The sequence below is a fragment of the Pseudomonas sp. ABFPK genome, from assembly GCF_001586765.1.
Classification (GTDB): domain Bacteria; phylum Pseudomonadota; class Gammaproteobacteria; order Pseudomonadales; family Pseudomonadaceae; genus Aquipseudomonas; species Aquipseudomonas asiatica.
Map to the genome: position 1 here is coordinate 67,097 of NZ_LQXW01000006.1, position 19,542 is coordinate 86,638.

Sequence of the window (19,542 nt, forward strand, 5' to 3'; positions counted from 1 at the left end):
TTTTTTGGGCGTTTCTGGCATAATCCGGCCACTTTTTTCGCTGTAGTAGTTTTTTCAAGACAACTACAAAACGTTTGGAGCACTCGGCCTCGGGCCGGATGGGGTATCTCATGACGCAAGCCAACAACACCGTGTACACCGACCTGAGCGTCGATGAGCTGGTAAAAGAAGCGCTGCAACGCGGTGAAGGCGTACTAGCCGATACTGGCGCACTGGTCGTGGAGACCGGTCACCGTACTGGCCGTTCGCCGGCTGACCGTTTCATCGTCGAAGAGCCTTCCACCCAGGACGCCATTTCCTGGGGCCCGATCAACCGCAAGTTCCCGGCCGACAAGTTCGATGCCCTGTGGGACCGCGTCGAGGCGTTCAACAACGCCCAGGATCACTTCGTTTCCTACGTTCACGTAGGGGCGGCCGCCGAGCACTACCTGCCGGTGAAGATGACCACCCAGACTGCCTGGCAGAACCTGTTCGGTCGTTGCCTGTTCATCAACCCGGAACAGTACAACCCGGCTGGCCGTGGCGAGTGGCAAGTCCTCAACGTCGCCAACTTCGTGTGCGAGCCTGAGCGTGACGGCACCAACTCCGATGGTTGCGTGATCATCAACTTCGCCCAGAAGAAGGTGCTGATCGCTGGCATGCGCTACGCCGGTGAAATGAAGAAAGCCATGTTCTCGGTGCAGAACTTCCTGCTGCCGGCTGCCGACGTGCTGCCAATGCACTGCGCCGCCAACATCGGCGAAGCAGGCGATGTGACCCTGTTCTTCGGCCTGTCCGGCACCGGCAAGACCACCCTGTCGGCCGACGAAAGCCGTTACCTGATCGGTGACGACGAGCACGGCTGGGGCGAGGGCGTGGTCTTCAACATCGAAGGCGGCTGCTACGCCAAGTGCATCGACTTGTCCGAGAAGAACGAGCCGGTCATCTGGAAAGCCATCAAGCATGGCGCCGTGCTGGAAAACGTCGTCCTCGACGCCAACAAGCACGCCGACTACACCGATGTCAGCCTGACCCAGAACAGCCGTGCGGCCTACCCGCTGGAGCACGTTGCCAAGCGTTCCGCAGCGAACCTGGGTGGCGAGCCGAACGCAGTCATCTTCCTGACCTGCGACCTGACTGGTGTTCTGCCTCCGGTTTCTATCCTGAACAACGAGCAGGCGGCCTACCACTTCCTGTCCGGCTACACCGCGCTGGTCGGTTCCACCGAAATGGGTTCGGGCAGCGGTATCAAGTCGACTTTCTCCACCTGCTTCGGCGCCCCGTTCTTCCCGCGCCCGGCTGGCGAGTACGCCGAGCTGCTGATCAAGCGTATCAAGGGCTTCGACTCGAAGGTCTACCTGGTCAACACCGGCTGGACCGGCGGTGGCTACGGCGTTGGCAAGCGCTTCAGCATCCCGACCACCCGTGCCGTGATCGCTGCGATCCAGAGCGGCGCGCTGATCGGTGCCGAAACCGAGCACCTGGACATCATCAACCTGGACGTGCCTAAGGCCGTTCCGGGCGTTGATACCGAGCTGCTCAACCCGCGCACCAACTGGGCTGACAAGGCTGCCTACGACGAGGCCGCCAAAGGCCTGGCCAAGCTGTTCATCGAAAACTTCAAGAAGTTCGAAGTTTCCGACGCCATCAAGGCCGCTGGCCCGCAGCTGTAAGCTGAGCTTGCCGGTAACGAAAAGGCCGCCCCAACGGGCGGCCTTTTCGTTTTCTACTGCCTGTACCGGCCTCTTCGCGGCTAAAGCCGCTCCTACAGGTACTGCACTGCATTCAACGTTGGTGGTGTACCTGTGGGAGCGGCTTTAGCCGCGAAGAGGCCGGCACAAGCAGCGGGAAACCGGTTTTTCTGTTTCACTGTCAGCATTCATTGCGAAGACAAGAGCCAGCCAGATGACCGAATCCCCTCAGCGCACTGCCTTCTCCCACTTCCACCCCATCCTCACTCGCCCCCAGGACAATGACCTGAATGGCCACGTCGCCGGTGCCACCGTGCACGGCTTTTTCGAAACCGCCATCCAGGCGTTCCTCGTCGAACAGGCCGAACTGGACCTGCGTGACGGCGAGCTGGCGGCCTTCGTGGTCAGTTCGGCGGCGGATTTCTACGCACTGCCCGGCTTCCCGGATGTGCTGGAAGTGGGGCTGGGGGTGATGCGCCTGGCGGGCAGCACGGTGGAGTACCGCCTGGCCCTGTTCCGCCCAGGGGAGCCGGAGGCGTGTGCGGCAGGCACGGTGGTGCAGGTGTTCATCGAACGCGCCAGTGGCCGGCCAGTGGCATTGCCAGAGACGCTGCAGGTGATCCTGTCTGGTGTAGTGCTGGAACAGCAGGCATAAAAAAGCCCCGCTGGCAGGGGCGGGGCTTTTGTTGCCGGGGCAGGGCCCTCAGGCGTTAGTCGCGCCAGTGGCGCTTGTGCTTGCGATGGCCGTAATGATGGCCACGGTCCCAGTGGCGGCGGTCGTCGTCATAGCCACGACGGTAGCGGCGGCCTTCGTGGTAATCGTCTCTGTCGGCCTCCTTACCCATGTAGTTACCCAGTGCGCCACCGGCACCACCGCCGGCTGCCGCGCCAATGTAGCTACCGGTAGTGCCGCCCACGGAGCGGCCGACCACGTTACCGCCTGCTGCGCCCAGCGCGCCGCCGATTGCGGCTTCCCCACGCTGACGCTTGTCGGCACCCAAGGCACCGCCAGCCGCGCCGCCCAGGCCGGCACCAATGGCGCCGCCGGTGCTACCACCGATGGAGTTGCCCACCACGGAGCCCAGTACCCCACCCAATGCGCCGCCAATGCCGGCCTCGGTGGTGCCGCCTGCCATGGCAACGCCGCTGAGCAAGCTGAAAGACAACAACAGTATCGAGGAGTACTTCTTCATCAAGAGAGCCTCATTAGGATGACGGGGCGATTTTTGAGCCTTACAGGCGCGGCTGGCAACGGAAATCCGACGAGTAACACGAGTTGTACACAATTCTCTAACTTACTGTATTTACTGTGAAACTTTATCGTTTTTTCGCTGTCTGAGACCTTTATGACGAAGCCCTGAACCTTGATGGAACAGGGCTTTTTTCGTTTTTGGCGGCATGGCTGCCGGCCTTTTCGCGGGTGAACCCGCTCCTACAGGGATACCACCGCTCTCAGACCTTGAGTTACCTCTGTGGGAGCGGGTTTACCCGCGAAGAGGCCAACACCATTCCTACAGGATGCGCCCGTCGTCCCGCGCCCGCTCCAGCTTGATGGCGATGAACTTTGACGTCGGCGTATGGCTGCCATCGCCAATGCTTTCCAGCGGCACCAGCGGGTTCACCTCCGGGTAGTACGCCGCCGCCTGCCCGGCCGGGATGTCGAAGGCCAGCAGGGTGAAGCCGTGCACACGGCGCACATGCTCATCCCCCCACAACGACACGATGTCGACTTGCTGCCCCGGCTGGAAGCCCAGGCGGATGATGTCGGCTTCGTTGGCGAACAGCACCTCGCGCTGGCCACGCACGCCACGGTAGCGGTCGTCCAGGCCGTAGATGGTGGTGTTGTACTGATCGTGCGAGCGCATCGACTGCATGATCAGGTCTGGCACCTGGCCGCTGGCGCGTACACGCTCGTCGAGCAGCGTGTCGGGCAGCAGGTTGGCCTTGAAGTTCGCGCGGCCGGTGCTGGTATTCCATTCGCGGCTGGCGGCGCTGTTGCCCAGGTAGAAACCGCCCGGCTCGCGCAGGCGCTGGTTGAAGCCGCTGAAGCCGGCGATGGTGTCGCCGATCAGCTCGCGGATACGGTCGTAGTCAGCCACCAGCCAGTGCCAGTCCACGGGCTTCTTGCCCAGGGTGGCGGCGGCGATACCAGCGATGACCGCCGGCTCCGAGCGCATCTGCGTCGACAGCGGCTTCAGCTGGCCATTGGAGGCGTGGACCATGCTGAACGAGTCCTCTACCGTTACCGCCTGTGGCCCTTCTGCCTGCAGGTCGATGTCAGTGCGCCCCAGGCACGGCAGGATCAGTGCCTGCTTGCCGTGCACCAGGTGGCTGCGGTTGAGCTTGGTGCTGATATGCACGGTCAGCTCGCAGTTGCGCAGTGCCTGGGCGGTGCGCTCGGTGTCCGGCGTTGCCTGGGCGAAGTTGCCGCCCAGGCCGATGAATACCTTGGCCCGGCCGTCGAGCATGGCGTGGATCGCCTCGACGGTGTTGTGGCCATTGTGCCGGGGCACGGGGAAGCCGAAGCGCTGCTCGATGGCGTCCAGCAGGGCCACCGGCGGGCGCTCGTTGATGCCCATGGTTCGGTCACCCTGCACGTTGCTGTGACCACGCACCGGGCACAAGCCTGCGCCTGGCACGCCGATATTGCCGCGCAGCATTTGCAGGTTGACGATTTCCTGAATGGTCGGCACCGAGTGGCGGTGCTGGGTAATGCCCATCGCCCAGCACATGATCACCCGCTTGCCACGGCAGTACATGCGCGCGGCCAGTTCGATGTCGGCCAGCGCCAGGCGGGACTGGGCCTGGATATGCTCCCACGGGGTGGCATCCACTACCGCCAGGTAGTCGTCGACGCCATGGCCATGTTCAGCGATGAAGGCATGGTCGAAGACTGCCGGTTCTCCGTTGGCCTGGGCTTCGCGCTCCCATTGCAGGACGAATTTGGCCATGCCGCGCAGCATCGCCATGTCGCCGCCCAAGGCCGGGCGGAAGAATGCGGTGTTGGTCGGCCGGTCGCTGTTGGTCAGCATTTCCAACGGGTTCTGCGGGTGCTGGAAGCGCTCCAGGCCACGTTCCTTGAGCGGGTTGATGCACACCACCTGGGCGCCGCGTTTTACCGCATCGCGCAGCGGGTCAAGCATGCGCGGGTGGTTGGTACCAGGGTTCTGGCCCCAGACGAAAATCGCATCGGCGTGCTCGAAGTCGTCGAAGGTGACGGTGCCCTTGCCGACCCCGACGCTTTGCCCCAGGGCCACGCCGCTGGCCTCGTGGCACATGTTCGAGCAGTCGGGGAAGTTGTTGGTGCCGTAGGCCCGCACGAAAAGCTGGTACAGGTACGCTGCTTCGTTGCTGGCGCGCCCCGAAGTGTAGAACTCGGCCTGGTCAGGGCTGGCCAGCTTGTTCAGCTCGCGAGCGATCAGGGTGAACGCGGCGTCCCAGCTGGTCGGCTGGTAGCGGTCGCTGGACGCGTCATAGACCATCGGCTCGGTCAGGCGCCCCTGGTACTCCAGCCAGTAGTCGCTCTGTTGCAGTAGCGAGGTGACGCTGTAGCGGGCGAAAAACGCGGCATCGACGCGGCGCTTGGTCGCCTCCCAGTTCACTGCCTTGGCACCGTTCTCGCAGAACTTGACCATGCCGCTTTCCGGCGAGTCGCCCCATGCGCAGCCGGGGCAGTCGAAACCGCCGTTCTGGTTGGTCTTGAGCAGCGCGCGAATGTTCTTCAGCGCGTTATCGCTGCCGACCCAGGCCTTGGCCACGCTGCGCAGCGCGCCCCAGCCACCGGCGGGGCCGTGGTAGGGCTTGTAACGAGGTGGAGAGGCTGGGGCGTTGTCCGGGAGGTGTTGGTACGAGGTCACGACTGTTACGACTCCGCCGCTGGGCTGTAGACCCGCGGTGCGCTGTGCTTGGGCAGATGGATAAGGTTGAGGTTGTGCTTGCGCGCCCATTGCAGGGCAAGGCCGGTGGGCGCCGACAGGCTGACCAGGGTCTGGATACCGGCCCGCAGCACCTTCTGGATCAGCTCCAGGCTGCAGCGGCTGGTGACGATGGCCAGGCCACCCTGGCTGTCGATATCTTGGCGAAGCAAGGCGCCGATCAGCTTGTCGAGGGCGTTGTGTCGGCCGATGTCTTCACGGCCTAGCAGCAGCTCGCCATGGCGGTCCATGAACAGCGCCGCATGCACCGCGCCGCAGTGTTGGCCGAGGGGCTGGAAGGCATCGATGCGCTCACGCAGGCCGACCAACCATTGCGCGGGTGGCAAAGGTGCGCCAGGCAGCTTGGCCAGCTCTGGCAGTGCCTGCTCCAGCGCTTCGACCCCGCACAGGCCGCAACCACTGGTGCCGGCCAACTGGCGGCGTTGGTTTTTCAGGTTCCAGAACGCACGGCTGGAAATCTCCAGGTCGGCGTACATTGCCGAGCCGCTGCCGGAGAGTTTCAGGTCGTAGATTTCCGTTGTGCCTTCGACTATACCGCTGCCGACACTGAAGCCGACGGCGAAGTCTTCCAGGTCGGTGGGGCTGACCAGCATCACCGCCTGGTTCAGGCCGTTGTAGGCAATGGCCAGGGCCACTTCTTCGGCCAGGGGCGTGCTGTCGCGTCTGGCATCGTTGAGCTGGACGTAATCGTAGGTATTGCTGGCGGCGGGCATGGTCAAGGGCGATGAGGCCGCGCAGACTGGAGGCTTGCTGTTCATCGGGGCTGACTGTTCATCGGACTATCGGCAACTTTCAGATAGCACAAGCCTAGGCGTGCGGGCCGGCGGCGTCTAATCGCTAGGGTCTATGCCTTGATAGACCGCGTCGATTGGTCGCATGGGGCGCCAGGGGAAAAGCTGGCCTAGACTGCTGTGTCCGAGGTTTCGCCAACAAGGAGAGCGCTATGAGCTTGTTCAGTTTCGTCAAGGAAGCGGGCGAGAAGTTGATCGACCTGCTGACCCCCGGCAATGCCAATGCCGAAGAGCAACTGAAGAAACACGTGGAAAGTGTCGGCCTGGGCAACCCGAATATCACGGCCACTGTAGAGGGAGACACGATCATCCTCAAGGGTGAGGTGGCCAGCCAGGAGGAGAAGGAGAAGATCATCCTGGCGGCGGGTAACGTCGCAGGCGTTGCCAGTGTGGATGACCAGATCACCGTGATCGGGCCGGTGGCCCAGGCTGCGCGGTTCGTGACGGTGGAGAAGGGGGATACGTTGAGCGCGATTTCGAAGAAGGTGTATGGCGACCCCAACAAGTACCAGAAGATCTTCGAGGCCAACAAACCGATGCTCAAGCACCCGGACAAGATCTATCCGGGGCAGGTGCTGCGTATTCCTGACTGATCTCTGCAGCCTGTACCGGCCTCTTCGCGGGTAAACCCGCTCCCACAGGGATCGCACACAGTTCAGACCTGTGGTGATCCTGTGGGAGCGGGTTTACCCGCGAAAGGGCCCTCACAGGCCTACCAATAATTCCCGGTAATCCTCGACCGCCGCAAACTCTTCGGTATCGCGCGGCCCGGCCTGGCTATCCGGCTGGCGTACCGCCAGCAGATGCCCCACGCCAAACCGTCGCGCACTGCGCAGAATCGCCAAGGTGTCATCGATGAACAGGCTGCGCTCCGGTTCAAAGCCGATGTCCGCCTGCAATGCGTCCCAGAACTGCGGGCTTTCCTTCGGGTAGCCGTAGTCATGCGAGCTGATCAGCCGTTCGAAGTACGGCGCCAGCTCCACCCGCTCCAGCTTCAGTGACAGCGAATCCCGGTGCGCATTGGTGATCATCACCACGCGCTTGCCCGCGTCGCGGATCGCGGCAAGGAAAGTGTCGGCATCCGGGCGCAGGGCGATCAGGTCGGCGATTTCCTGTTTCAGCTCACGGATCGGCAGCCGAAGTTCGCGGCTCCAGAAGTCCAGGCAATACCAGTTCAGCGTGCCGGCATTGCGTTCGAACAGCGGCTGCAGCTCCATTTCCGCCATGGCCCGGCTCACCCCGTGCAGCTCGGCATAGCGCTGGGGCAGGTGGTCCAGCCAGAAGCGGTTGTCGTAATGCAGGTCGAGCAGGGTGCCATCCATGTCCAGCAGGACGGTATCGATGGCGGACCAGGGAAGAACAGGCATGGGAAACTCTCGATCAGTCGGCAAGCCACGGTATAGTAACCCGTTCACGCCAAGGAGCCGCCCCATGCGCCAGAAACCCACCGTCCTCAGCCGCGAAATAGTCGCCAGCAGCCGCCTGTTTCGCGTCGAAGCCGTGCAATTGCGCTTCAGCAATGGCAACGAGCGTACCTACGAGCGCCTCGTGGGCCGGGGTAATGGTTACGGCGCGGTGATGATCGTGGCCATGCTCGATGCCGAGCACGCGGTGCTGGTGGAGGAATACTGCGGCGGCACCGACGAATACGAGCTGTCGTTGCCCAAAGGCCTGATCGAGCCGGGCGAGGACGTGCTGGCGGCAGCCGACCGGGAGCTCAAGGAAGAGGCCGGTTTTGGCGCGCGCCAGCTGGAGCACCTGACCGAGCTGTCGCTGTCGCCGGGCTACATGAGCCAGAAGATCCAGGTGGTGCTGGCCAGCGACCTGTACGAGGAGCGCCTGGAGGGCGATGAGCCGGAGCCGATGCGGGTCGACAAGGTTAACCTGCGCGAGCTCTCGGCCCTGGCCATGCACCCACAGTTCACCGAGGGGCGTGCCTTGGCGGCGCTGTACCTGGCGCGTGACCTGCTGATTCAGCGGGGGCTGCTGGAAGCATGAACGACCTGCAACTGATGCACGAAGTGGTCAAGCTGGCCCTGTTGGCGGGCGAGGCGATCTTGCCGTTCTGGCGCGCCGATGTGGCCGTGACCAACAAGGCCGACGATTCGCCGGTCACCGCCGCCGACCTGGCGGCGCACCGGGTGATTGCCGATGGCCTGCTGGCGCTGGCGCCGCAGATCCCGGTGCTGTCCGAAGAGGACTGCAACATTCCGCTGGCCGAGCGTCAGGGCTGGAGCCGCTGGTGGCTGGTCGACCCGCTGGATGGCACCAAGGAATTCATCACCGGCAGCGAGGAGTTCACGGTCAACATCGCCCTGGTCGAAAACGGCGAGGTGGTGTTCGGCGTGGTATCCATGCCGACCAACGGGCGCTGCTACTTCGGTGGGCGTGGGTTGGGCGCCTGGCGTGCGGAAGCGGGTGAGGCTCCGCAGCCGATCCAGGTTCGCGACGAGCCGCCGGCAGGTGGGCGTTTCACCGTGGTTGCCAGCCGTCGCCATTCCAGCCCGGAACAGGAAGCGCTGTTGGCCGGGTTGGGGGCTGCGTTGGGGGAACTGGAGCTGGCCAATATCGGCAGTTCGTTGAAATTCTGCCTGTTGGCCGAGGGCAGCGCCGATTGCTATCCCCGCCTGGCACCGACCTCGCAGTGGGATACCGCGGCGGCGCAGGGGGTGGTGGAAGGGGCTGGTGGGGAGGTAATCGGGCTGGATGGCTTGCCGTTCCGGTACCCGGCGCGGGAGTCGTTGCTCAACCCGCATTTCCTGGCGTTGCCGGCAAATGCTGTGTGGCGTCAAGCCTTCCTGAGCCTGATCTGACAGGCGGACATGATCGTGTAGGAGCGGCCTTGTGTCGCGATCGGGCCGCAGCGCGGCCCCAGGGTTTCAGCATTGCCGCATTAATTGCCGGGGCCGCTTCGCGGCCCGATCGCGACACAAGGCCGCTCCTACAGGAGTCGCGACAGTCCATTGGTTTCAGCGGTGCAGCACGTATTGGCCGCTGAAGGTAACAGCAGGCTCGTCACTACCGGCATTGCTCACCGTGGTCTCCAGCGTCAACCGTGCCCGCCCGCGCCGCTGGTACATGGTCAGGAACCGCTCCCAGGTCTTCTCATCCGGCGGCGCACAGCGCGCCACCGCCGCCCCGGTAACCGGCAGCGGATAACTGATCTGCCCTTCCTGGATGACGATATGCCCGTCATCGATACCCGACTCGCGCAGGCGCAGGTGCAGCCAGCCCCAGCCCACCAGCACTGCGGCGCAGTACAGGCTGCCGCCGAACATGGTGCTCTTGTGGTTGACGTTGGCCGCTAGCGGCAATTGCAGGCGCAGGGTGTGCTGCTGCCAATCGAGCACTTCCAGGCCCATTTCGCGGGTCAGGGGGATGTCGCCGTGCAGGACGGTCTGCAGGTACTGGCTATCGGTGTTCATTAACGGTTGTCCTCTTGATCGTCATGCCCGCCGCTACCGCCATCGAAGCTCAAGCCATGCTTGCGCAGCTTGTCGTGCAAGGTTTTGCGGGGGATACCCAGCGCCTCGGCCAGGCTGCGCATGGAGCTGTGTGGCTGGGCCAGTTCGGCAGCGATCAGCGAGCGTTCGAACTGCTCGACCTGTTCGCTGAGGTTGCCGCTCGGCATCGGTGCCGAAGGCATTGCCGCCGGCGGCGCCTGGCCGTCCAGAGCCAGTTCCAGGCCAAGGGCGAAACGCTCGGCGGCGTTCTGCAGCTCGCGTACGTTACCGGGCCAGTCGTGACGCAGCAGCATGGCGCGCTGGGCCGGCTGCAGGGAGTGTGGCGGCAGACCATGGCGCTCGCTGGCGGCGTCGGCGAAGTGCTGGAAAAGCACCAGGATGTCATCGCCGCGTTCGCGCAGCGGTGGAATACGCAGCGGCGCCACGTTCAGGCGGTAATACAAATCGGCGCGGAACCGCCCTTGGTCAGCGGACTGGCGCAGGTCCTCCTTGGTCGCGGCGATGATGCGGATGTCCAGCGGGATCAGCTGGTTGCCACCCAAGCGCTCGACCACCCGTTCCTGAAGCATGCGCAGCAGTTTCACCTGCACATCCAGGCTCATGCTCTCGATTTCGTCGAGGAACAGCGTGCCGCCGTTGGCGAACTCGAACTTGCCGATGCGGCGTTTCTGCGCGCCGGTGAACGCCCCGGGCTCATGGCCGAACAGCTCGCTTTCGACCACCGACTCGGCCAGTGCGCCGGCGTTGATCGCCACGAACGGCCCGTCGCGGCGGCTGGACAGGTCGTGCAGGGCGCGGGCCACCACCTCTTTGCCGGCACCGGTCTCACCCAGGATCAGCACGTCGGCGCGAGTGCCGGCCAAGGCGCCGATCTGCTCGCGCAAGCGCTGCATGGACGGCGACTGGCCCACCAGTCGGGTGGCCAGTTGCTGGCGGTCGCTCAGGGCCAGGCGCAAGCTGCGGTTGTCCAGCACCAGGCGGCGCAGGGCCAGGGCGCGGCGCACGCTGTCCAGCAGGGCGTCGCTGGCAAAGGGTTTTTCCAGGAAGTCATAAGCCCCGGTGCGCATTGCCTGCACCGCCAGCGGCACATCACCGTGGCCGGTGATCAGCAATACCGGCAGCTCGTTGTCACGGCCGTGCAGTTGTTCCAGCAGCTGCAGGCCATCGATACCCGGCATGCGGATGTCGCTGACCACCACGCCGGGCCAGTCGGCCTCGATGCGTTCGGCCAGGCCCTGGGCGTCGGCCAGGGCGACCACCTTGAGCCCGGCCAGGTCCAGGGTCTGGCTCAGGGCCTGGCGCAGGTGCGGGTCATCATCGACCAGGATGACCTGGGCTCGGCTGTCGATCAGTGTCTCGGTGGTCATGCCGAGGGGTCCTCCGAATTGGGCAAAGTAGCGCCAGGCGCGGCCACACGCAGCTGCAGGGTCAGCAGTGCGCCACCTTCCGGGTGGTTGGCCAGCAGCAGTTCACCGCCCAGGGCACGCATCAGGCTTTCGCAGATGGCCAGGCCCAGGCCCAGGCCCTGGGTGCGGGTCTTGGTGGTGAAGAACGGCTCCTTGGCGTGCTCCAGGGCCTGGCGACTGAAGCCGGGGCCGTTGTCGCGAATGTACAGGTAGACGCAGTCATCGCGCTGTTCGGCACTTAGCCACAGGCGGCGCGGGTTGGCTTTTTCGGTCAGGGCGTCGAGGGCATTGGCCAGCAGGTTGCCGAGCACCTGGCGCAGGCGGGTCTCGCCGGCCTGTACCCACAAGGTGGCCTCCGGCAGGTCGCGGATCAGCTCCACGGCCATTGCCCGGCGGCGCTTGGCCAGCAGCGCCAGGGCGTCGTCCAGGGCCGGCTGCAAGGCCACGCTCTCCGGGGCATGGCGGTCACGGCGGGCGAAGGCGCGCAGGTGGGCGATGATCGAGGCCATGCGCCCGGTCAGCTCGCCAATCAGCTTGAGGTTGCCGCGGGCTTCTTCGGTTCGCTGGTGGTCGAGCAGGATCTCGGCGTTTTCCGCGTAGCTGCGGATGGCGGCCAGCGGCTGGTTGAGTTCGTGGCTGATGCTGGCCGACATGGTGCCGAGCACCGACAGCTTGCCGGCCTGTACCAGTTCGTCCTGGGCGCGCACGGCCTCCTGTTGGGCGTTCTCACGCTCCAGTACGGCACTCTTGAGCCGGGTGTTCAGGCCTTCGAGGTCGGCAGTGCGCTCGGCCACGCGTTTTTCCAGTTCCTGGCGGCCGCGTGCCTCGAAGTCGATGCGGTCGATGTAGTGACGGCGCCGCTGCATCACCAGGCCAGCCAGCAGTATCAGCACCAGTAGGGTGCCAGCGCCGATGGCCATCACGGTTTGCACCGAACGGTCGACCAGCATGCGCGGGGCGAGGATGCTGACCTGCCATCCGGTTTCCTTGATGTTGCGGGTCTGGCTGATCCAGGCGTCCGGGTTGAGTACCAGCGGTTGCGGGGCCTGGGTCGGGTAGGGCTGGATGGCGATGATGGCCTGACGCTCGGCCTCGGTCAGCGCGCGGGTCGCGCGGAAGCGCCAGTCGGGCCGCGAGGTCAGGATGACCACGCCATTGTGGTCGGTCAGCAACAGCTGCTCTGGGGTGCGGCCCCACAGGGTTTCGGTGTGGTCGAGGTCGACCTTGACCACCAGTACGCCAACGATGCGTTCACGGTCTCGCACGGCGGCGGCGAAGAAGTAACCGCGCTTGGCCGATGTGGTGCCCTGGCCAAAGAAGCGCCCCAGGCGGCCGGCCATGGCTTCGTTGAAGTAGGGGCGGAAGGCGAAGTTGCGGCCGACGAAGCTGTCGCGCTTGTCCCAGTTGGAGGCAGCCAGGGTATTGCCGCTGACGTCCATCAGGTACATCACCTCGGCGCCGGTCTGCTGGACGATGTCCTTGAGCAGGCGGTTGGCATTGGTCACTGCCTCCAGGCGGAACGGGTCGGCCAGCACACCGCGCAGCGCCGGCAGGTCGCCGAGTATCTGTGGCAGGGTTTCATAGCGGTGCAGGGTACCGAGCAGGTTGGCGACGTACAGGTCGAGGGTCTGGCGGTTCTGCGAGGCCAGTTCTTCCTGGTAGTAACGTTCGGCCAGGTGATGCAGGGGCCACAATAACGGGGCCAGGCACACGGCCAACAGGGCCAGGCTGCGCCAGCGGGGACGGCGTGGGGGCGTGGGTTTTGCAATCATCACGTAAATGCGCCAGAAAAGTCTGCCGCAATTATGCGCTAGTTAAGGCAGCAGTTCCGCTTCTGCCAGCGGCAGGCCGAGCTTGTCCTTGTCCGAGAGCACGGGTGGCTGCTGCAACCCCCAGTCTATGGCCAGCGTCGGGTCATCCCAGCGGATGCAGCGGTCGGCGCCCGGGTTGTAGTAGTCGGTGGTCTTGTAGAGGAACTCGGCCGACTCGCTCATCACCGCAAAGCCATGGGCGAAGCCGGGGGGAATCCATAACTGGCGATGATTGTCGGCCGACAGCTGCACCGCGACCCATTGGCCGAAGGTTGGCGAGCTCTTGCGCACGTCCACGGCAATATCACGGATTTCCCCCTGCACCACGCGCACCAGCTTGCCTTGGGTGTTTTCCACCTGGTAGTGCAGGCCACGCAGCACACCCTTGATGGAGCGCGAGTGGTTGTCCTGGACGAACTGGACATTCACGCCGGTTTGCCGGGCGAACTCACGGGCGTTGAATGCCTCGAAGAAAAAACCACGGCTATCACCGAAAACCTTCGGCTCGATGATCAGTACTTCAGGGATCGCGGTAGGGATGATGTTCATGGCGGTTCGCTGGCCCGTTCTGCTCATGTATTGACCCTAGCCGGTCTGGCCGTTTTTTCCGCCTCGGGCTTCAACGGCGTTCACAAGGGCTGGCTATGGTAGATGTCGTGCCGTTTTGCTTCTCGTTCAAGGTTGGGGGTGTATCGATTGTTATCGATTTAATTCCCTTGCATTCTCATGATTTTCCCGATTATCGGGCTTCAAATATCGATATATATCGGTTATAAATTGACAAACGCCCCAGCACAGTCCGGCTCAGGGCCATCACAGAGGTCAATCATGAAAACCCTCAACTCCACTCCCCGTGCCGATGGTTTCCACATGCCCGCCGAGTGGGCCCCGCAAACCCAGGTGTGGATGGTCTGGCCGGAGCGCCCGGACAACTGGCGCCTTGGCGGCAAGCCGGCGCAGGCTGCCCATGTGACCCTGGCCAAGGCCATTGCCCGCTTCGAGCCGGTAACCGTCGCGGTTTCCGCTGGCCAGTACGAAAATGCCCGCCGCCAGCTCGACCAGCCGAACATTCGCGTGGTCGAGATCAGCAATGACGATGCCTGGGTGCGTGACACCGGCCCGACCTTCGTCATCAACGACCAGGGTGAAGTGCGTGGTGTGGACTGGGGCTTCAATGCCTGGGGCGGCTTCGACGGCGGCCTGTACGCACCGTGGAACCGTGACGAGGAGCTGGCGGCCAAGGTCCTGGAAATGGAGCGCTGCCAGCGCTACCACACCGAAGGCTTCGTGCTCGAGGGCGGCTCGATCCACGTGGACGGCGAAGGCACGGTGATTACTACCGAAGAATGCCTGCTCAATCGCAACCGCAACCCGCACCTGAACCGCGAGCAGATCGAAGCGGTGCTGCGCGATCATCTGGCGGTGGACACCGTGGTCTGGTTGCCGGATGGCCTGTACAACGACGAGACCGATGGCCATGTCGACAACTTCTGCTGTTACGTGCGCCCGGGCGAAGTGTTACTGGCCTGGACCGATGATTCCAACGACCCCAACTATGCACGCTGCCATTCCGCCATGGAGGTGCTGAAGAACACCCGCGATGCCAAGGGCCGCGAGTTCATCGTGCACAAAATGCCGATCCCGGGCCCGCTGTTCGCTACTGCCGAAGAGTGTGCCGGGGTCGATCAGGTGGCAGGCAGCCAGGAGCGTGACCCATCGGTGCGCCTGGCAGGCTCGTACGTGAACTTCCTGATCGTCAACGGCGGCATCATCGCGCCTAGCTTCGACGACCCGGCAGATGCCGAGGCCAGAGCGATCCTGGCGAAGATTTTCCCCGACCACGAGGTGGTGATGATCCCTGGTCGTGAGCTGCTGTTGGGTGGTGGCAACATCCACTGCCTGACCCAGCAGCAACCGGCACCGGTAAAGCGTTGAGCGCACGGTGAATCAAGAGGCCCGTCATGACGGGCCTTTTTTATTCGCGAGGGCCGTCCGCAGGCTGGTGCTGGCATAAGTTTTGTATTGTTTTCAGTGAGATAGCTCGGCCATGCCGCGCTCTCGGACCTGTAACAATCCTTACGTAGATTAGCCGCTCACGGGCCAGGGAGTACGTGTAGAAATGAACGCAGCAAGTGAGTCGGCTTTGCGCCCATCGGCAGTGAATCACCAATCGCTCAGGCTTGTGGCGAAGTGGTTGAAACACCATGGAAGCATCAGGGTCAGGACGACCGACCCACGACGTCTGCTTGCCGGACGATACCCCCAAGGGCTGATCAGCGAAGCAGAAATGCAGGCGCTGATGGCGGTATGGCACTGATCGATTGCTTAAACCTGTGCTGGCCCCTTCGCGGCTAAAGCCGCTCCCACAGGTACCCCACTGGGCTCGATACATGTTGGGTACCTGTGGGAGCGGCTTTAGCCGCGAAGAGGCCGGCACAGGCAATAAAGATCAGAAGCTGTAGCTACCAGTCACCACCAGGCTACGCGGCTCACCCACCTCGATCTGCGCCGCACTGGTCGCCGAGCTGTAGTAGGTCTTGTCGGCGATATTGCTCAGCGCCGCCCGCACATCCCAGTCATGCGTGCGGTACCCCGCCAATGCATCCCAGCGGCCATACCCCGGCAGCACCGTGGTGTTCTGGTTGTCCGCATAACGCTCGCCTACCAACGTCAGGCCGGTTTCGGCGTACCAGCCCAGTTCCGGTTTCCAGGTCACGAACAGGCTGCCGTTGCGCTTGGCCACGTCATTGATGCGGTTGCCTTCCTGGCCGTTGTTGTCCTTGACGATGGTCGCGTCCTGCAGGCCGATGCCACCGCGCACGTACCAGTTGCCAACGATGTTGCCGGTGGCGGTCAGCTCGATACCGCGCGAACGCTGCATGCCGCTGAGCAAGATGTTTTCCGGGACAAGCGGGTCGCGGGTGCGGCGGTTGTACAGCTCCAGCTCGTAGATGGCCAGGGTGGTGGTCAGGCGCTGGTCGAGCCAGTCGCTCTTCACGCCGATTTCCTTCTGACGGGTTTCTTCCGGCTTGGCGTCGTTACCGTTGCCTTTTGCGCCTGGGGTGATGCCGATCAGCCCGCCGCCAACCGGCGAGAAGGTCTTGCTCCACGAGGCGTAGAACGAATGGTCGCGCCACGGTGTATAGACCACACCCAAGCGTGGGCTGGTGCTGTTGCTGTCCTGTGTTTCGCGCACGCCATCCTTGTTGGTGGTCTGCACGTCGAACTGGTCGAAGCGTACACCGGCAAGAACCTGCCACTGATCGTTCAGGCGGATCTGGTCTTGCAGATAAAGGCCGCGGCTATCGACCACGGTATGGTTGTCACTAAACAACGTCATTGGGTCATTGAGCTGCTGGTTGCGGCCGGGCTTGCCCAGGCCCTGCAATTTCTGGTCGACCGCTTTGTACAGCACCGGGTCGCGCTTCTGGTTGCCGAACTCCAGGCCCAGCAACAGCTTGTGCTCCAGGCCCAAGGTGTCGAAGTCGCCCTCGGCCTCCAGGGTGTTGAACAGGTTTCTGGTGTTCAGGTCCTGCTGCCAGCGCTGGCGGGTCAAGGTGTCGGTGCTGGCGTCGTAGCCCGTGACGTAGGTGTTGTCGAACTCACTGTCGAGCTTGAACAGGCCCAGGGTATGGCGCAACTGCCAGGTTTCGTTCAACTGGTAGTTAAGGCGCGAGCGCAGCGACTGGGCGCGGTCGTCGATGTAGTCGCGCTGGGTGTCGCCATAGGTGGTGCTGCGGCCGACATCGGCCGGGCGGCCGTTGACCCCGGGGATGCCTCGGTCCGGGGTGCGGTTGTAGCGGCTGTATTCGTATTGCACCAGCCAGTTCAGGTCGGGGGTGACCTGCCAACTGATCGACGGGGCGAACAGCTGGCGGCTGCCGTCGATGCCGTCGCGGAAGCTGTTGTTGTCCTGGTTGCCCATGTTCAGGCGCAGGCTGACGGTGTCGCTGGGGTCGGCACTGAGGTCGGCATACAGGCTGCGCAGGTCTTCGCTGCCGGCCTGCGCCTCGATGCTCGAACGGCGGCCGTGCTCCGGCGCCTTGCTCACCCGGTTGACGATACCGCCCTGGCTGCCACGGCCATAAAGCACCGCTGCCGGCCCCTTGAGCACTTCGACCCGCTCGATGTTATGCAGGTCGCGGATGTACTGGCTGTCGTCGCGAATGCCGTCCAGGTAGAAGTCGTTGCTGGCTTCGAAGCCGCGGATGCGCACGCTGTCGAAGCGGGTGTCGGCACCGCTGCTGACGTTGGGGATGCCTTCCAGCGCCTTGCCCAGGGTGTTGCTGCCGTAATCCAGCACGTTGACGGTCTTCACCGTGTCGATGGCCTGCGGCACATAGCGTACTGGCGTCGAGGTGCGGGTCGCGGTGCTTACCTCCTTGACCCGCGGGTTGTCCTCTTCGCGTTCACTGTCGGCGGTTACCGACAGTTCCGGCAGGGTGGTGGTGGCGGCACTGGCCAGGCCGGCGCCGAACAGCAGCGACAGGCCAAGCGTCAGGGGTGAAAGACGGCAGGGTACAAGCATGGGCACATCCGGATCGAGCAGGTGAAAAAGAGGTGCGGATGGTAATGCTTGTTATTTGCTATTGCTTGAGTATTTGTAAAGGCTTGTCATTACATCTGTGTCAGTTTGTTACGGTCTCTGCCGCCCCGCGTTTCCTTGTAGGAGCAGCCTTGCGCTGCGAAGGCGCCCTGACAGGAAAATTGTCCGTTCGATCAAAAGGCTATTTCTCACACAAGATAAATTGTCCGCTGATAGCGCAAACCTGCATGGAAATGCACCAGGCAAGCGCGCGATTTTGGTTATATCAACCTGCATTTCACGACTTTTTGACATTTGTAATCGCACACGGCTAGGATTCGGCCAACGCCTGCTGGCCATGATCTTGGCCATGCTGCTGCCAGAGGCCGCCGTGTGATTACCGGCAGGCCTTCCAGTCTGGATCCGCATAGCGTCGAACCTACGAAGGGGCGTTGGTTCCTGGCGTCATATTGCAGAGCGTTTTTGATTAAGAAATAAGGAAAACAACATGTTGAAAACCAGGATCAGCCTGGTCGCCCTGGCGATGATCGCCGCGACCCAGGCACAGGCCAATGATCAGGCCGACAGCAAAGGCTTCATCGAGGACAGCCACGCCAACGTCCTGCTGCGCAACGCCTACATCAATCGTGACAAGAAGCACGGCACCGACGACCAGATCGAATGGGGCCAGGGCGTCATCGCCAACTTCTCCTCCGGCTTCACCCAGGGCACCGTCGGTGTCGGCGTCGATGCATTCGGCCTGTACGCCGTGCGTCTGGACGGCGGCAAGGGCCACAACGGTGGCGCCGGTGTCGACTTCTTCAAGCCTTCGGACTTCAAGGACGAGAACGGCAACGCCAACTCGCCGCACAACCTGGCCCGTGGTGGCGCTGCAGTGAAGTTCCGCATCTCCAACACCGTGCTCAAGTACGGTGACCAGATGCCGGCACTGCCAGTGCTGCAGTACGACGACGCCCGTCTGCTGCCAGAAAGCTTCACCGGTACCCTGATCACCTCCAAAGAGATCCAGGGCCTGGAACTGAACGCCGGCCGCTTCACCCAGGAAGCGCGCAAGAGCGCCGAGCGCCGTGACGGTGGTGGCCTGAAGTCGATCAACGTCCTTGGTGGTAGCTACAAGTTCACCGACAACTTCACCGCTTCGCTGTACACCGCCGACAACGAAGACGTGATGAAGAAGCACTACCTGGGCCTGAACTACGTCTTCCCGATTGCCAACGACCAGTCCCTGACCCTGGACTTCAACGGCTACAAGTCGGACATCGACAACAAGTTCGTGAAATCCGCTGGGCTGAACGGCGACTCCAACACCATCTGGAGCCTGGCAGCCACCTACGCCTACGGTGCCCACTCGTTCACCATCGCTCATCAGCGCAGCACCGGCAGCACCGGCTACAACTACGGCTGGTACCAGAACGAGGGTGGCGTGGGTGACGGTGGTTCGACCATCTACCTGGCCAACTCGTACTGGTCCGACTTCAACGCCGAAGACGAGCGCTCCTGGCAGCTGGGCTACGGCCTGGACTTCGGTGCCTACGGCATCCCGGGCCTGACCTACAAGCTGGCCTACGTGGTGGGTGACAACATCAACACCCGCAACGTCGACAACCCGCAGGGCTTCGGTGAAGGTAAAGAGCGCGAAATCTTCAACCAGATCCGTTACGTGGTGCAGGACGGCCCGGCCAAGGACCTGTCGATCAAGCTGCGTAGCTCGTTCGTGCGGACCAACAACGCCGTGCAGCAGAACGGTTACAACGACGACGGCAACGAAGTCCGCGTATTCGTCGAGTACCCGATCAGCATCTTCTGATCCTGATCTGATGGCCTAGGGGCTGCTTTGCAGCCCATCGCGACACAAGGCCGCTCCCACACGATTCTGTAGGAGCGGCCTTGTGTCGCGAAAGGGCCGCAAAGCGGCCCCC

The 19,542-nt window shown here is 63.2% G+C and carries 17 protein-coding genes; 8 read left to right on the forward strand and 9 right to left on the reverse strand.

Annotation, left to right across the window (positions count from 1 at the left end; translation table 11 throughout):
• Positions 1-110 precede the first annotated feature (110 nt).
• Both WM94_RS05935 and WM94_RS05940 read left to right on the forward strand, forming a co-directional pair.
• Positions 111-1,652: a phosphoenolpyruvate carboxykinase gene (locus tag WM94_RS05935; protein ID WP_061550685.1), complete on the forward strand. Its 1,542-nt coding sequence runs from the start codon at positions 111-113 to the stop codon at positions 1,650-1,652.
• 232 nt (positions 1,653-1,884) lie between these two features.
• Positions 1,885-2,325 (forward strand): thioesterase family protein, encoded by a 441-nt coding sequence (locus WM94_RS05940; protein WP_061550686.1) that lies wholly within the window; start codon positions 1,885-1,887, stop codon positions 2,323-2,325.
• A 55-nt stretch (positions 2,326-2,380) separates the two neighbouring features.
• Here the strand turns inward: WM94_RS05940 and WM94_RS05945 are convergent, their stop codons facing one another.
• The 3 genes from WM94_RS05945 to fdhD all read right to left on the reverse strand — a co-directional run bounded on the left by WM94_RS05945 (position 2,381) and on the right by fdhD (position 6,363).
• Positions 2,381-2,863 carry a glycine zipper domain-containing protein gene (locus tag WM94_RS05945; protein WP_025337335.1) on the reverse strand — a complete coding sequence of 161 codons (483 nt, stop codon included), beginning with the start codon at positions 2,861-2,863 and terminating at the stop codon, positions 2,381-2,383.
• A gap of 318 nt (positions 2,864-3,181) precedes the next feature.
• A complete protein-coding gene (locus WM94_RS05950) occupies positions 3,182-5,527 on the reverse strand; it encodes an FdhF/YdeP family oxidoreductase (protein WP_061550687.1) in 2,346 nt (781 codons plus the stop codon).
• A gap of 5 nt (positions 5,528-5,532) precedes the next feature.
• A complete protein-coding gene (gene fdhD / locus WM94_RS05955) occupies positions 5,533-6,363 on the reverse strand; it encodes a formate dehydrogenase accessory sulfurtransferase FdhD (RefSeq protein WP_015268609.1) in 831 nt (276 codons plus the stop codon).
• Between the two features lie 185 nt (positions 6,364-6,548).
• On the opposite strand from fdhD, the gene lysM reads away from it, so the two are divergent.
• Positions 6,549-6,989, forward strand: a complete 441-nt coding sequence (gene lysM, locus WM94_RS05960) for a peptidoglycan-binding protein LysM (protein ID WP_061550688.1) — start codon at positions 6,549-6,551, stop codon at positions 6,987-6,989.
• Between the two features lie 111 nt (positions 6,990-7,100).
• On the opposite strand, the gene yrfG is transcribed toward lysM, so the two are convergent.
• The gene (gene yrfG / locus WM94_RS05965) at positions 7,101-7,763 is read right to left on the reverse strand and encodes a GMP/IMP nucleotidase (RefSeq protein WP_003257447.1); all 663 of its coding nucleotides are present in this window, start codon (positions 7,761-7,763) and stop codon (positions 7,101-7,103) included.
• Positions 7,764-7,827: 64 nt separating this feature from the next.
• On the opposite strand from yrfG, the gene nudE reads away from it, so the two are divergent.
• A complete protein-coding gene (gene nudE / locus WM94_RS05970) occupies positions 7,828-8,394 on the forward strand; it encodes an ADP compounds hydrolase NudE (RefSeq protein WP_015268611.1) in 567 nt (188 codons plus the stop codon).
• Complete coding sequence (cysQ, locus tag WM94_RS05975; RefSeq protein WP_061550689.1) at positions 8,391-9,209, forward strand: 3'(2'),5'-bisphosphate nucleotidase CysQ; 819 nt, start codon at positions 8,391-8,393, stop codon at positions 9,207-9,209. Before nudE ends, cysQ begins: the two co-directional genes overlap by 4 nt.
• A gap of 156 nt (positions 9,210-9,365) precedes the next feature.
• On the opposite strand, the gene WM94_RS05980 is transcribed toward cysQ, so the two are convergent.
• The 4 genes from WM94_RS05980 to rfbC are packed head-to-tail and all read right to left on the reverse strand — an operon-like array spanning position 9,366 to position 13,626.
• Entirely contained in the window at positions 9,366-9,821 is a 456-nt protein-coding gene (locus tag WM94_RS05980; protein ID WP_015268613.1) for a YiiD C-terminal domain-containing protein, read from the reverse strand.
• A complete protein-coding gene (locus WM94_RS05985; protein WP_061550690.1) occupies positions 9,821-11,227 on the reverse strand; it encodes a sigma-54 dependent transcriptional regulator in 1,407 nt (468 codons plus the stop codon). The genes WM94_RS05980 and WM94_RS05985 overlap by 1 nt, the downstream gene beginning before the upstream one ends.
• Positions 11,224-13,038: an ATP-binding protein gene (locus WM94_RS05990; RefSeq protein WP_061550691.1), complete on the reverse strand. Its 1,815-nt coding sequence runs from the start codon at positions 13,036-13,038 to the stop codon at positions 11,224-11,226. Before WM94_RS05990 ends, WM94_RS05985 begins: the two co-directional genes overlap by 4 nt.
• Positions 13,039-13,080: 42 nt before the next feature.
• Positions 13,081-13,626 carry a dTDP-4-dehydrorhamnose 3,5-epimerase gene (rfbC, locus tag WM94_RS05995; RefSeq protein ID WP_013970471.1) on the reverse strand — a complete coding sequence of 182 codons (546 nt, stop codon included), beginning with the start codon at positions 13,624-13,626 and terminating at the stop codon, positions 13,081-13,083.
• 279 nt (positions 13,627-13,905) lie between these two features.
• On the opposite strand from rfbC, the gene aguA reads away from it, so the two are divergent.
• Together aguA and WM94_RS30690 are read left to right on the forward strand one after the other, a co-directional pair.
• Positions 13,906-15,012 (forward strand): agmatine deiminase, encoded by a 1,107-nt coding sequence (gene aguA / locus WM94_RS06000; RefSeq protein WP_061550692.1) that lies wholly within the window; start codon positions 13,906-13,908, stop codon positions 15,010-15,012.
• Positions 15,013-15,196: 184 nt separating this feature from the next.
• Positions 15,197-15,394 (forward strand): hypothetical protein, encoded by a 198-nt coding sequence (locus WM94_RS30690; protein ID WP_080563721.1) that lies wholly within the window; start codon positions 15,197-15,199, stop codon positions 15,392-15,394.
• A 132-nt stretch (positions 15,395-15,526) separates the two neighbouring features.
• Here WM94_RS30690 and WM94_RS06005 read toward each other — a convergent pair whose 3' ends face one another.
• The gene (locus WM94_RS06005; protein WP_061550693.1) at positions 15,527-17,605 is read right to left on the reverse strand and encodes a TonB-dependent siderophore receptor; all 2,079 of its coding nucleotides are present in this window, start codon (positions 17,603-17,605) and stop codon (positions 15,527-15,529) included.
• A 505-nt stretch (positions 17,606-18,110) separates the two neighbouring features.
• Between WM94_RS06005 and WM94_RS06010 the strand changes: the two genes are divergently transcribed.
• A complete protein-coding gene (locus WM94_RS06010) occupies positions 18,111-19,430 on the forward strand; it encodes an OprD family porin (protein WP_013970474.1) in 1,320 nt (439 codons plus the stop codon).
• The last annotated feature ends 112 nt before the right edge of the window (positions 19,431-19,542 follow it).

What these genes read in the sequence shown, in the direction of transcription:
- WM94_RS05990 (WP_061550691.1), bottom strand. Translation starts at nt 13,038, where the DNA reads ATGATTGCAAAACCCACGCCCCCACGCCGTCCCCGCTGGCGCAGCCTG.
- WM94_RS05945 (WP_025337335.1), bottom strand. Translation starts at nt 2,863, where the DNA reads ATGAAGAAGTACTCCTCGATACTGTTGTTGTCTTTCAGCTTGCTCAGC.
- WM94_RS30690 (WP_080563721.1), top strand. Translation starts at nt 15,197, where the DNA reads ATGAACGCAGCAAGTGAGTCGGCTTTGCGCCCATCGGCAGTGAATCAC.
- yrfG (WP_003257447.1), bottom strand. Translation starts at nt 7,763, where the DNA reads ATGCCTGTTCTTCCCTGGTCCGCCATCGATACCGTCCTGCTGGACATG.
- WM94_RS05980 (WP_015268613.1), bottom strand. Translation starts at nt 9,821, where the DNA reads ATGAACACCGATAGCCAGTACCTGCAGACCGTCCTGCACGGCGACATC.
- rfbC (WP_013970471.1), bottom strand. Translation starts at nt 13,626, where the DNA reads ATGAACATCATCCCTACCGCGATCCCTGAAGTACTGATCATCGAGCCG.
- fdhD (WP_015268609.1), bottom strand. Translation starts at nt 6,363, where the DNA reads ATGAACAGCAAGCCTCCAGTCTGCGCGGCCTCATCGCCCTTGACCATG.
- WM94_RS06005 (WP_061550693.1), bottom strand. Translation starts at nt 17,605, where the DNA reads ATGCTTGTACCCTGCCGTCTTTCACCCCTGACGCTTGGCCTGTCGCTG.
- WM94_RS05940 (WP_061550686.1), top strand. Translation starts at nt 1,885, where the DNA reads ATGACCGAATCCCCTCAGCGCACTGCCTTCTCCCACTTCCACCCCATC.
- lysM (WP_061550688.1), top strand. Translation starts at nt 6,549, where the DNA reads ATGAGCTTGTTCAGTTTCGTCAAGGAAGCGGGCGAGAAGTTGATCGAC.
- WM94_RS05985 (WP_061550690.1), bottom strand. Translation starts at nt 11,227, where the DNA reads ATGACCACCGAGACACTGATCGACAGCCGAGCCCAGGTCATCCTGGTC.
- cysQ (WP_061550689.1), top strand. Translation starts at nt 8,391, where the DNA reads ATGAACGACCTGCAACTGATGCACGAAGTGGTCAAGCTGGCCCTGTTG.
- WM94_RS05935 (WP_061550685.1), top strand. Translation starts at nt 111, where the DNA reads ATGACGCAAGCCAACAACACCGTGTACACCGACCTGAGCGTCGATGAG.
- aguA (WP_061550692.1), top strand. Translation starts at nt 13,906, where the DNA reads ATGAAAACCCTCAACTCCACTCCCCGTGCCGATGGTTTCCACATGCCC.
- nudE (WP_015268611.1), top strand. Translation starts at nt 7,828, where the DNA reads ATGCGCCAGAAACCCACCGTCCTCAGCCGCGAAATAGTCGCCAGCAGC.
- WM94_RS06010 (WP_013970474.1), top strand. Translation starts at nt 18,111, where the DNA reads ATGTTGAAAACCAGGATCAGCCTGGTCGCCCTGGCGATGATCGCCGCG.